At 67.9% G+C, this 12,708-nt stretch carries 10 protein-coding genes; 2 read left to right on the top strand and 8 right to left on the bottom strand.

The features are described from left to right. Entirely contained in the window at window positions 1–1,266 is a 1,266-nt protein-coding gene (locus tag IHE46_RS10655) for an NAD(P)/FAD-dependent oxidoreductase (protein ID WP_192164630.1), read from the top strand. Between the two features lie 21 nt (window positions 1,267–1,287). On the opposite strand, the gene IHE46_RS10660 is transcribed toward IHE46_RS10655, so the two are convergent. From IHE46_RS10660 to rpoH, 6 genes are all read right to left on the bottom strand, one after another. Next, window positions 1,288–2,748 carry an efflux transporter outer membrane subunit gene (locus IHE46_RS10660; RefSeq protein ID WP_192164631.1) on the bottom strand — a complete coding sequence of 487 codons (1,461 nt, stop codon included), beginning with the start codon at window positions 2,746–2,748 and terminating at the stop codon, window positions 1,288–1,290. Further along, window positions 2,735–3,922, bottom strand: a complete 1,188-nt coding sequence (locus IHE46_RS10665) for an efflux RND transporter periplasmic adaptor subunit (RefSeq protein ID WP_192164632.1) — start codon at window positions 3,920–3,922, stop codon at window positions 2,735–2,737. The genes IHE46_RS10660 and IHE46_RS10665 overlap by 14 nt, the downstream gene beginning before the upstream one ends. Continuing rightward, entirely contained in the window at window positions 3,909–7,115 is a 3,207-nt protein-coding gene (locus tag IHE46_RS10670; protein WP_192164633.1) for an efflux RND transporter permease subunit, read from the bottom strand. Before IHE46_RS10670 ends, IHE46_RS10665 begins: the two co-directional genes overlap by 14 nt. Window positions 7,116–7,250: 135 nt before the next feature. Then, the gene (locus tag IHE46_RS10675) at window positions 7,251–8,636 is read right to left on the bottom strand and encodes a HAMP domain-containing sensor histidine kinase (protein ID WP_225562989.1); all 1,386 of its coding nucleotides are present in this window, start codon (window positions 8,634–8,636) and stop codon (window positions 7,251–7,253) included. After that, on the bottom strand, window positions 8,620–9,297 hold the full coding sequence (locus IHE46_RS10680) for a response regulator transcription factor (RefSeq protein WP_192164634.1): 678 nt from the start codon (window positions 9,295–9,297) through the stop codon (window positions 8,620–8,622). The genes IHE46_RS10675 and IHE46_RS10680 overlap by 17 nt, the downstream gene beginning before the upstream one ends. Before the next feature lie 93 nt (window positions 9,298–9,390). Further along, window positions 9,391–10,248, bottom strand: coding sequence for an RNA polymerase sigma factor RpoH (gene rpoH, locus IHE46_RS10685; RefSeq protein ID WP_192164635.1), 858 nt, complete (start codon window positions 10,246–10,248; stop codon window positions 9,391–9,393). A gap of 229 nt (window positions 10,249–10,477) precedes the next feature. On the opposite strand from rpoH, the gene IHE46_RS10690 reads away from it, so the two are divergent. Further along, entirely contained in the window at window positions 10,478–11,161 is a 684-nt protein-coding gene (locus IHE46_RS10690; protein ID WP_192164636.1) for a Fe2+-dependent dioxygenase, read from the top strand. Window positions 11,162–11,165: 4 nt separating this feature from the next. Here IHE46_RS10690 and ung read toward each other — a convergent pair whose 3' ends face one another. Both ung and IHE46_RS10700 read right to left on the bottom strand, forming a co-directional pair. Next, window positions 11,166–11,864, bottom strand: a complete 699-nt coding sequence (ung, locus tag IHE46_RS10695) for a uracil-DNA glycosylase (RefSeq protein ID WP_192164637.1) — start codon at window positions 11,862–11,864, stop codon at window positions 11,166–11,168. Then, window positions 11,861–12,703, bottom strand: a complete 843-nt coding sequence (locus IHE46_RS10700; protein ID WP_192164638.1) for a response regulator — start codon at window positions 12,701–12,703, stop codon at window positions 11,861–11,863. The genes ung and IHE46_RS10700 overlap by 4 nt, the downstream gene beginning before the upstream one ends. Between the last annotated feature and the right edge of the window lie 5 nt (window positions 12,704–12,708).

Genomic DNA, 12,708 nt, shown 5'->3' on the forward strand with positions numbered 1-12,708 from the left:
ATGCCCGATGCACTGCCCCACATCGTGATACTCGGCGGCGGCTTCGGTGGACTCACCGCCACGCGCAGCCTGGCCTCCATCGCGGCGCGCATCACGCTGGTGGATCGCCACAACCATCACCTGTTCCAGCCGCTGCTGTACCAGGTCGCCACCGCCGGGCTGTCGGCACCATCGATCGCCGCGCCCCTGCGGCAGATCCTTCGCCACCAGCGCAACGTCACCGTGCTGATGGACGAGGCTATCGGCATCGATCTCGCGCAGCGCCAGGTGCAGCTGCATCGCGAGCGGCTGGATTACGACTGGCTGATCGTCGCCACCGGCGCCACGCATGCGTATTTCGGCCACGACGACTGGGCCGCCAACGCGCCGGGCCTGAAGTCGCTGGACGACGCGCTGGCGATCCGCCGCCGCGTGCTCACCGCGTTCGAGCGTGCCGAGCAGGAAGACGATCCCGTGCGCCGCCAGGCATGGCTCAACTTCGTGGTGGTGGGTGGCGGCGCCACCGGCGTGGAGCTGGCCGGCACGCTGGCCGAGATCGCCCGGCACACGCTCAGCGGCGAATTCCGCCGCGCGCAGCCGCGCACGGCCAACATCCTGCTGGTGGAAGCGGGACCACGCGTGCTGGCGGCGTTCGATCCCGAGCTGTCGGCCAAGGCGCAGCGGCAGCTGGAGCAGCTCGGCGTGCAGGTGCGCCTGGGCCAAGCCGTGACCGCGGTGGACAATGAAAGTGTGGCGCTGGGCGGCCAGCGCATCGCGGCGCGCACCGTGCTGTGGGCCGCGGGTGTGGCCGCCTCGCCGCTGGGCCGCATGCTCGATGCGCCGCTGGATCGCGCCGGCCGCGTACAGGTGCAGGCCGATCTCAGCCTGCCCGGCCATCCCGAGGTATTCGTGCTGGGCGATCTCGCCAGCGTGCAGCAGGACGGCCGCCCCGTACCGGGCGTGGCGCCCGCGGCCAAGCAGATGGGCCTGCACGTCGGCCGCCTGCTTGCCGCCCGCCTGCGCGGCGATACCCGCGCCATGCCGTTCCGCTATCGCGATGCCGGATCGCTGGCCACCATCGGCCGCATGGCGGCAGTGGCGCAGTTCGGCAAACTGCGGCTATCCGGCCTGCTGGCCTGGTGGATCTGGCTGGGCGCGCACATCTGGTTTCTGATCGGCTTCCGCAACCGACTGGTGGTGATGCTGGACTGGGCGATGGCCTACTGGACCCAGGAGCGCCACGCGCGAATCATCACCGGCACCGGCGGACGCGCGGATCAGGAGTGAGCGCACGCACGACAGCCGGCATCAACCGCCGGCCGTCGTCCCGCCACCGTGCACGGGTTTCTGCGCCAGTTGCGCACGCGACCAACCGCCGCCCAATGCACGAATGAGTTGCACGCTGGCGCGCAGCTGCTGCGTACCCAGGCTCAGCACACCGCTCTGCGCCTGCAGTGCCGCGGTCTGCGCCTGCACCACATCGAGATAGCTGGTGGCGCCGACCTTGTACTGCTTCATCGCCAGATCCAGCGAGCGTTGCGCGGCGGTCGAGGCGGCCTGCTGATCGACCATGGCCGAACCGAGGCGATCGAGCTGGGCGAGGTTGTCCTGCACTTGCTGGAAGGCGCCGAGCACCACGCCACGGTATTTCGCACCGGCCTCATCCGCCGCGGCCTTGGCGGCTGCCACCTGTGCCTTGCGCTTGCCGCCGTCGAAAATGTCGAACAGCAGCGAGGGGCCGATCGCCCAGACATGGTTGGGCGCGGTGAGCAGGTCGGCGTAGCGCTTGCTGAGGAAACCGCCCTGGGCATCCAGCGTGAGCGACGGGAAGTAGGCCGAGCGCGCCACGCCGATTTCGGCATTGGCTTCGGCGGTGCGGCGTTCGGCCGCGGCGATGTCGGGACGCCGCTGCAGCAGGGTCGACGGCACCGCCACCGGAATCTGCGGCAACGGGACGGCCGCCGTCTGCGCCGGCAGGCTGAACTCCGAGGCAGATTCGCCCACCAGCACGGCAATGGCGTCCTGCATCGCCTCGCGCTGGGCCACGGTCTGCGACCACTGCGATTTCACCGTGGACAGCTGCGTCTGCGCGCGCGCCACGTCCAGGCCGGAGACGATGCCGCCGTTGTGCAGCTGCTGGGTGAGATGCAGTGCCTTCTGGTAGGCGTCGATGCTTTGCTGCAGCAGCTGCAGCTGCTGGTCGAGGCCGCGCAGTGCGAGATAGTTGTCGGCAAGTTGCGCCTGCAGGCTGAGCTGCACGGAGGCGAGGTCGGCCGCCGTGGCCTGCGCCTCGTCCCTGCCTGCGGCGACGGTGTCGCGCACCTGTCCCCACAGATCCACTTCGTAGCTGAGCTGTGCGCCCGCGGTATAGGTGTCGTAGTCCGCCGGCGACGTGGCGCCACGCAAGGGCGCGTTGTCGGACTGGCGCTGGCGCACGGCACCCGCACCGGCGCCGATCTGCGGGAAATAGCCGGAGCGCGCTTCGCGGAACAGCGCCTGCGCCTGCTGGTAATGCGCCAGCGCGGCGGCGAGGTCGGCGTTGTTGGCAAGCAGGCGCTGCTGCAGCTGGTCGAGCTGCGGGTCGCCGTACAGCGACCACCAGTCCGCACGCGGCAGTTGATCCGCCGGCTGTGCCTGCACCCACGGACCGGTGTCCCTGTACTGCGCGGCAACCGGCGTGGCTGGCACCTTGTAGGCCGGCGCCAGATTGCAGCCGGCCAGCGCCGCGGCCATCGGCAGCGCGAGCAGGAGGCGGTCAGCCCTTCGCATGGGAATCGCCCGCCTTCGACTGCTCGGCCACACGCACGTGGTCACCCGTGCCGATGCCGTCCGGCGGACTGTCGATCACCTTGTCGCCCGCTTCGAGGCCGGAACCGATCACCGCCCGCTTGCCATCGTCGCGCAGCACGGTCACCTGCTTGAACGTAACGCTGTCGTCGGCACCCAGCGTAGCCACCTGCATGCCGTTGCCGTTGAAGACCAGCGCGCTGGACGGCACGCTCAGATTGGTATGGGCCGCACCGAGCGCCAGATCCACGCTGGCGAAACCACCGGGCATCAGCTCGCCCTTGGCGTTGTCCACCAGCAGCTGCATCAGGGTGGTGCCGCTGGAGGCGCTGACCGCCCCCGCCGAGTCGAGCACGGTGGCCGTGTAGGTCTGGCCCGGATGCTCCGGCACGCGCAGCACGGCGTGCGTGCCCTTGGGCACCTGCGGCACGTAGTTCTGCGGCACGTTGACGTAGAGACGCAGCTTGCTGGTATCGGACACCACGAACAGTTCCGGACCCGCGCCGCTGCCGACGTTGATGAGCGCACCCACGTCGGTGTCGCGCGCGGTGACGGTGCCGTCGAACGGCGCGACGAGCCTGGCGAAACCCTTCTCCACTTCGAGCTGGTCGACCTGAGCCTGCGCGGCCTTCACCTGCGCCTCGGCCGCGTTCTGCGCGCTGGTGCGCTGGTCGATGTCCTGCTGCGCGACCGCGTCGGTACCGGCCATCGCCTGCCAGCGCTTGGCACTGATCTGCGCCAGTTTCGCGTTGGCCTGCGCCACGCCGAGGCTGGCCTGCGCCTGCGCGAGCTGCTGGTCGACATCCGGCGTTTCGATGGTGCCGAGCAGGTCGCCCTTTTTCACGTGCGCACCGATGTCGGTGTTCCAGCTCTTGAGGTAGCCGGAAACGCGGGCGTAGATCGGCGCGCTCACGAACGCCTGCAGGCGGCCCGGCAGTTGTAGGGAGGGCTGGCCCGCGGCCGTTTCCGGCTGCACCAGCGTGACCACCGGCAGCGCCTGCTGCTGCGTCCAGTCGCGCATCTGTTCCGTGCCGTGCACGCGGCTGACCAGACCATAGACGACGACGATCGCGGCCACCACGGCGGCGGCAATGCCAGCCGTGCGCAGACCGCGCGGCGCGGCTTGCGGCTGGGGGTGCGGATCAAGCTGTGACATGGATCTCTCCGGAATGGCCTTGCGACGCATGCTTCTCGCCATAGCGCCGATGGATGATGCTGAATACGACTGGGACGAAGAGCAGGGTGGACACGGTGGCGAACACCAGGCCGCCGATCACCGCGCGGCCGAGCGGCGCGTTCTGCTCGCCGCCCTCGCCCAGGGCCATCGCCATCGGCAGCATGCCGATGACCATCGCCAGCGCGGTCATGCAGACCGGACGGAAACGGGTGAAGCCGGCTTCGAGCGCGGCGCGCACCGAATCGCCATGCACGTGCAGCCGCTCGCGGCAGAAACTCACCACCAGGATCGAGTTGGCGGTGGCCACGCCCATGCACATGATCGCGCCGGTGAGCGCTGGCACCGACAACGTGGTGTGCGTGGCGAACAGCATCCAGATGATGCCGGCCAACGCGGCGGGCAACGCGGTGATGATCACGAACGGATCCGCCCACGACTGGAAGTTCACCACGATCAGGAAGTAGATCAGCACGATCGCGCCGAGCAGGCCGAACAGCAGGCCCGAGAACGCGCTGTTCATGGTCTGCACCTGACCGCGCAGCACCACGGTGGAGCCCTTGGGCGCATCCTTGGCGTTGGCGGCTATGATCTTCTGGATGTCCGCCGCCACCGCGCCGAGGTCGCGCCCCTGCGTGCTGGCGAAGATCTGCACCATCGGCTGGATGTCGTATTCCGAAAACACCGCATCGGCGCGGCCGTACTTGATGTCGGCGATACCGCCGAGCACCGTGCTCGGATTGCCGCTGGCGTTGACCGGCAGGTCGGCCAGCGCGGCGGAGCTGTCCAGCCGGTACTGCGGCGTCTGCATCACGATGGGATAGGTGATGCCGTTCTTCGGGTTGAGCCAATAGGTCGGCGCCACCTGGCTGCTGCCGGCGAGGTTCACCACCATGCTGTTGGTGACGTCGCGCGCCGTGGTCCCGGTGTACTGCGCACGCGTGCGGTCGAGGTTCACCTTCACCGTGGGCAGCGATTGCGACTGCTGGATGCGCGCGTCGGCCACGCCGGTGACGCGCCGGATCTGCGCCAGCAGCTTGTTGGCATAGGCGAAGTCCTGCGGCAGGTCGCGGCCGCGCACCTGCAGCTCGATCGGCGCCGGCGTGCCGAAGTTGAGGATCTGACTGACGATGTCCGCCGGCAGGAACGCGAAGGTCACGCCGGGGAAGCGCTTCGGCAGCTCCTCGCGCAGGCGCTTCACGTAATCATCCGTCGGCGCATGGCCCTCGCGCAGCGCGATCTGGATGTCGCCGTCCTGTTCGCCGATGGTGCCGGTGTTGTTGTAGATCGTGTTGATCGAGGACAGGAAGGGCGCGCCGACATTGTCCGCCACCGTTTCCAGGTCCTTGGGCGGGATGATCTGGCGGATGCTCTGCTCGATGCGGCTGAACTGCGCCGCCGTGTCCTCCAGCCGCGTGCCGACGCGCACGCGCACGTGGATCAGCATCTGGCCGGCATCCACCGACGGGAAAAAGTTGCGACCGAGGAACGGCGTGAGCCCGAACGACACCACCACGAAGGCGAGGAAACCCATCACGAACACGCGGCGATGATTCAGCGCCAGCCCGAGCATGCCGTGGTAGCCGGCGCGGATCTTCTCGAAGCGCGCCTCGAAGCCGCGCTGGAAGCGCACCAGCGGATTGCGCGACGGCGCGTGCGTGCCGTCGTCGCCATGTGCGCCCACGCCGGGCGCGTGCGCCTTCAGCAGGTAGTTCGCCATCGTCGGCACCAGCGTGCGCGACAGGATGAACGAGCAGATCATCGCGAACATCACCGCTTCGGCCATCGGCACGAACAGGTAGCGGGCGACGCCTTCGAGGAAGAACATCGGCACGAACACGATGCAGATGCAGAGCAGCGACACGAAGGCCGGCGTCACGATCTGCGCCGCGCCGTCGATGATCGAGGTCTCCACGTCCTTGCCGTGCTCGAGATGCCAGTTGATGTTCTCGATGGTCACCGTGGCGTCGTCCACCAGGATGCCCACCGCCAGCGCCAGGCCGCCCAGCGTCATGATGTTGAGCGTCTGGCCCATCGCCGCGAGGATCGCCACCGAACCCAGCACCGCCAGCGGAATCGACACGGCGATGATGACCGTCGAGCGCCAGCTGCCGAGGAACAGCAGGATCATCAGGCTGGTCAGCGCCGCCGCGATCACGCCCTCGCGGATCACGCCGGTCACCGCCGCGGTGACGAACACCGACTGGTCACCGATCGGCTTGACCTCCAGCGCGTCGGGCAGCATGGGCTTGAGCACGCCCAGCATGTTCTTGATGCCGCTGATGATGTCCAGCGTGGAGGTGGCGCCGGTCTTGAACACGCTGAGCAGCACCGAGCGGCTGCCGTCCACGTGCACCATGTTGGTCTGCACCGCGCTGCCGAAGTGCACGTTGGCCACGTCGCGCATGTAGACCATCGCCCCGTTCACCGATTTGATCGGCAGGTTGGCCAAGTCCTCCAACCCGGACGGTGCGTTGTTGAGGTCGACCACGTACTCGGTGTTGCCGACCTTCTGCGTGCCCACCGGCGTCAGCAGGTTCTGCGCGGCCAGCGCATTGGCGACGTCGTTGCCGGTGAGGCCGCGCGCCTGCAATGCGGCGGGGTCGAGGTCGAACATCACCTGCGGCGTCCGGCCGCCGAACGGGTACGGGATGCCGGCACCCTCCACCGTGACGAGGCGGGTGCGCACCTGGTTGATGCCGATGTCGGTCAGGTTCTGCTCGTTCAGCCCCTTGCCCGACAGCGCCAGCTGGATGATGGGCACGGTGGAGGCGCTGTAGTTGAGGATCAACGGCGGCGTGGCGCCCGGCGGCAACTGCTTCAGCATGGTCTGCGCAAAGGCGGTGACCTGGGCGTTGGCGACCGCGATGTTGGCGCCCGGGTGGAAGAAGATCTTGATGATGCCGAAGGTGCTGTACGAGTTCGCCTCGATGTGTTCGATGTCGTCCACCGTGGTAGTGAGCGCGCGCTCGAACGGCGTATCAATACGGCCGGCCATCTGGTCGGGCGGCAGGCCGGTGTACTGCCAGGCCACCGCGATCACCGGGATGTTGATGCTCGGGAAGATGTCCACCGGCATGCGCATGGCTGCGAGCGTGCCGGTGATGAGAGTGAGCAGGGCGAGGACGACGAAGGTATACGGTCGCGAAAGCGCGATCCGGACTAGATCTAGCATGCGGGGGATTCCAAGCGCCGATGTTGCATCGCGGTAATTTTCCCACGCATGCCCCCGCGGAGCGCGCCCGCCTGCATGAAGATAATTTCATCTGGACGGCTCTTTACTCCCGCAGACAACGCAAGGACCCGGGATCTAAGCCGCTTCGACCGCCGCTTCCGTCAGGCAATGCATGCTGATGCACGCACCGCCGCCTTCACCGTCGCCGATCTCCAGCACGTAGCCATGCAGGCGCACGATGGCGCTGACGATGCTGAGACCCAGGCCCGAACCCGGCGTGCTGCGGCTGTTGTCGCCGCGGTAGAAACGCCGCGTCACCGCGCCGCGTTCGTCGGTGGGAATGCCGGGGCCGCCATCCAGCACGTCCACGCGGGGACCGCTGCGCTCCATCCGCGCACGCAACAGCACACGGCCACCGGCGGGAGTGAACTTGATCGCGTTGCCGACCAGGTTGGCGAACGCCTCGAACAGGAGGTGCGCATCGCCGCGCAACGGCGCCAGGGGAGCCAGTTCCAGCAGGAAGCGCAGGCCGCGGTCCTCGGCCAGCGGCGCGTAGAAATCGTGCACCTGTTGCAGCACGCGCTCCAAGTCCACCTCGCTGAAGCAGGCGCTGCGATGCCGGTCTTCCAGCTCGGATACGCGCAGCAAGGCGCGGAAGCGCGTCAGCACGGCATCGATATCGGCGACGCAGGCCTCCACCAGCGTGGCTTCGGGTCGCCCGTCCAATTGCTGCTGCGCCCGGTACAGCCGCGCGCGCAGGCGCGTCAGCGGCGTGCGCAGGTCGTGCGCGATGTTGTCGCAGACGCCCTTCACCTCGCCCATCAGGCGTTCGATCTCGCCCAGCATGGTGTTGACGATGCCGGCCAGCACGTCCAGCTCGTCGCCGCGCCGGCTCACCGGCAGGCGCTTGGTGAGGTCGCCGCGCTGGATCGGCTCGGTGGCCAGCTGGATTTCGCGGATGCGCCGCGCCGGGCCGCGGCTGAGCAGAAGACCGCCGAGCAGGCCGGGAATCACGGTCAACGACAGGCCCCACAGCAGGGTGCGGCGGATGATCGCGCCCAGTCCGTCGATCGTGCTGGTGTCCTTGGCCAGCACCAGCAGTTCGCCATTGGCGAGGCGTTGCCCCATCGCGCGCGCGCCGACGTCCCTGTGCAGGCGATCGGTGCGCACCACGCCCTTGGGCAGCGGATGCAGCCTGCCATCCGCCACCAGGTCCTGCGGCAGGCTGGCGATGTTGCCGGCCAGTGGCTTGCCCTGCGCATCGAACAGCCCTGCAGACATGATGCCGTGAGGATCGAGCGTGCCCGCGGCATCCACCGCCTGCGGCAGGTGCTGCATGTCCATCTGCATGAGGTACTCCATGCGCTGCGACACGATCTGGTCGAGCACATGGGTGAGGTAGCGCGAGCTTTCCCACTGGGTCGCGCCCAGCAGCACTACGCTCCACACCACGAACAACGCGCCGTAGATCAGGATCAGGCGCGAGGTGGCCGAGCGCCAGACGTCAATCAGCGGGCGCAAGGCGATACCCCGAGCCGCGCACGGTGCGGATCAGCGCAGGCAGACCCGCGACGTCGATCTTGCGGCGCAGGCGGCCGATGTGCACGTCGATCACGTTGGTGCCCGGATCGAAATGGAAGCCCCAGACGTGTTCGAAGATCATCGTGCGGCTGAGCACCTGGCCGGAATTGCGCATGAGGAACTCCAGCAGCCGGTATTCCGTGGGCAAGAGCGAAAGCGGCTGGCCGCCGCGATAGGCCACGTGCCGCACCAGGTCGAGCTCGAGGTCGGCCACGCGCAGGCGATTCTCCGCCTGCGGCTGATGCCGCCGCAACAGCACCTCGACTCGCGCCGCCATCTCGTCCGGCGCGAACGGCTTGGTGAGATAGTCGTCGCCGCCCGCGCGCAGGCCGCGCACGCGCTCGTCCACTTCGCTCAGCGCGCTGATCATCAGCACCGGTGTCTCCACGCGGCGCTCGCGCAGCGCGGTGATGACATCGATGCCGCTCATGCCCGGCAGCATGCGGTCCAGCGTGATGAGGTCGTAAGTGCCGGCCGAGGCGTACTCGAGACCCGCGCAGCCGGTGGCGGCCCAGTCCGCCACCATGCCGTGCGCGGCGAGTTCCGTGACGATCTCGCGTGCGGTGACTTCGTCGTCTTCGATGACCAGGATGCGGGGCATCGTGGGTTCCCGTGTCGTGGCGCAGGCCTCAAACGGCAAACGGCCTCGTGCAGAGGCCGTTTGCTGCTGCGCATCCATTGTGCGCTTCGACGCTCAGGCGGCGAACAGCCCGCGCATCTTCTTCATCGCGTTCGCCTCGACCTGGCGGATGCGCTCGGCGGAGACGCCGTATTGGTCGGCCAGTTCCTGCAGTGTGGCCTTGTCCTCGTCCAGCCAGCGGCGCTGGATGATGTGGCGCGAACGTTCGTCCAGGTTGCGCAGCGCACTCGACAGAGTATTGAGCTGGTTGTCGCTCTGGTCGGCTTCGGCGAGGTTGTCGTACGGATCGGCGCCTTCGTCGACCAGGAAGGCCTCCGGTGCCGGCTTGGCGTCGTCCTCGGCGTCCGCCGGGGCTTCGAAGCCGATGTCGCGGCCGGACAGACGCGATTCCATCTCGCGCACCGTGGCCTCGGGCACGCCCAGGTCCTTCGCCACCGTGCGCACTTCCTCGGCATTCATCCAGCCCAGGCGCTTCTTGCTCTTGCGCAGGTTGAAGAACAGCTTGCGCTGCGCCTTGGTGGTGGCGACCTTCACGATGCGCCAGTTCTTCAGGATGAATTCGTGCATCTCGGCACGGATCCAGTGCACCGCGAAGCTGACCAGGCGCACGCCCTGGTCGGGGTCGAAACGCTTCACCGCCTTCATCAGGCCGATGTTGCCTTCCTGGATCAGGTCGGCGAGCTGCAGGCCGTAGCCGGAATAGCCACGCGCCACGTGCACCACGAAACGCAGGTGCGACATCACCAGCTTCTTCGCCGCCGGCAGGTCTTCCTGCTCGTTGTAGCGGCGCGACAGGTCCTGCTCCTCATCCTGGCTCAGCACCGGGATGCGGTGCACGGCCGAGATGTAGGCATCCAGGCTGCCGACCACGCTGGGCAGCGTCGAGGGGATGGTCGCCAAGGCTTGGGACATGGAAAACCTCCAGTACAAGGACTTCAGGTTAGCACTCTGGTGCTTGGAGTGCTAAAGCCGCGGATAGTTCACGGCCTTTAGTAAACCGAATCGTACAGGAATACGGATCGTTTGTCCATCCTGCACCCCGCGGCGAGGCCCGGCATGGGCCGTTCGGCAGGGCTTGAAACGGTCGCGGGACGGTTCTCACTACAATGCCGGGACACGCCACGCCGCGAGGGGAATCTGCTTGATCGTCTGTGTACCCGATGTGCTGACCGCCCAGGAGCTGGCCGCGCTGCGCGCCGAACTGCAATCCGCCCCTTTCGTCGATGGCTCCGCCACCGCCGGCTGGTCGGCGCGTACCGTGAAGAAGAACCAGCAGATCGACACCGGCAGCGCGAACTACGCGCGCATGGCGAACATCGTGCGCCCTGCCTTCCAGCGCAATGCGCTGCTGCAGGCGGCATTGCTGCCGGCGGCGAATACCCAGCCGCTGTTCAACCGCTACGCGGGCGGCATGGAGTACGGCGCGCATGTCGATTCACCAGTGATGGGCGGCATGGGCAATGCAGTACGCACCGACATCGCCATCACCGTGTTCATCTCGGACCCGCGCAGCTACGACGGCGGCGAGCTGGTGACGCATGCCAGCGGCGGCATGGAATACAAGTTCAAGCTGGACGCCGGCGGCGCCATCGCCTATCCGGCCAACACTCTCCACCACGTCAGCCCGGTGACGCGTGGCGTGCGCGATGCGGCCATCATCTGGGTGCAGAGCATGGTGCGCGACCCGGCCCGGCGCGAACTGCTGTGGGACCTGGAAGGCGCCAAGCGCGACATCTTCGGCCGCGAGGGCAAGAGCGAAACCTTCGACGCCATCAGCCGCTCGCACGCGAACCTGCTGCGGATGTGGGCGGAACTGACGGGCTGATCGGTCAGCCGGGCAAGGCGGCGCGCGGCGGCAACGACCAGTCGATCGGCGCCTGCCCCTGGCTCTCCAGGTAGCGGTTGGCGGCGGAGAAATGCCCGCAGCCGAGGAAGCCGCGATGCGCCGACAGCGGCGAGGGATGCACGCTCTTCAGCACGCAATGCCTGCGCGTATCGATGAGCTGGCCCTTGCGCTGGGCATAGCTGCCCCAGAGCATGAACACCAGGCCTTCGCGCTCGCGGTTGAGCGCGTCGATGGCCGCGTCGGTGAAACCCTCCCAGCCCTTGCCCTGATGAGAGGCGGCCAGGCCGCGCTCCACCGTGAGCACGGCGTTGAGCAGCAGCACGCCGCGGTCGGCCCAGGGCGTGAGGCAGCTGTGGTCGGGCGGCGCGATGCCGAGATCGCGGTCGATTTCCTTGAAGATGTTCACCAGCGACGGCGGCGTCTGCACGCCCGGGCGTACCGAGAAGCACAGGCCATGCGCCTGGCCGGGACCGTGGTACGGGTCCTGCCCGAGGATCACCACGCGCACGGCATCGAACGGCGTGTGGTCGAACGCGGCGAAGATCTCGGCCCCCTGTGGGTAGACCGCCTTGCCCGCGCGCTTTTCCGCGCGCAGGAATTCGGCCAGCGCCTGCATCTCGGGGCGCTGCAGGTAGGCGCCGATGCGCGCCTTCCACGAAGGTTCCAGCCGCACCTCGCTCATGCGTCCGCACCGCGCTGGCGCAGGTGCCGCGCCACGCGCAGCTGGAACAGCAGCTTGGTGGTCAGCAGTTTTTCGTCCACCGGCTTTTCCACCAAGTCGTTGGCGCCCACCTTGATCAGCGCGGCCTGGTTGGCGGGATTCTCGTCGCCGGTCATCACCAGCACCGGCAAGCGTCCCTTGCCGTAGCCGAACTCGCCGCGGATACGCTCGAGCAGGTCGCCGCCGGTGAGCTCGCCCTTCAGGCTGACGTCGGTGAGCACTACATCGGCGCCCACCTCGCCGCGCACCCGGGCGGTTTCCAGCATCGCCAGCGCGTCCTCCACGCTGACCACGTGATGCACGGTGAGGCCGTATTTCTCCAGCATGCGGCGGGTGGCCAACGCCACCACGCGGCTGTCCTCCACGTACAGCACCTCGCCCTCGGCGCTGCCCTCGGGACGCACGTAGCCCCGGATGAATTCGGCCAGCGCCTGGAAGCCCAGCGACTTGTCGAAATAGTCGGTGACGTCCTCGCCCAGCGTGCGCCGATGCAGGCGGTCATCCACGTCGCCGGACACCACCACGATCGGCACGTAGGCCTGCGGGGTAGATTCGCGCACGAAGCGCGCCAGTTCCAGGCCGTCCATGTCGGGCAGGCGCAGCGCCACAGTGATGAAATCGAACACGCCTTCGCGGAGCAATTGCTGCGCCTCGCCGCCGCTGCCGCAGCCGACCACTTCCACGCCCGGCAACTCGGCCTGCAGCATGCGGGCCAGCAGCTGCCGCACCATGCGCGAACCATCGACCACCAGCACGCGCGGCTCGGTGCTGACCAGCCGATTGCTGAGACTCGTACTCATGATCC

Origin of the sequence: Rhodanobacter sp. DHG33 (assembly GCF_014843005.1) — a bacterium.
Lineage (GTDB): Bacteria > Pseudomonadota > Gammaproteobacteria > Xanthomonadales > Rhodanobacteraceae > Rhodanobacter_A.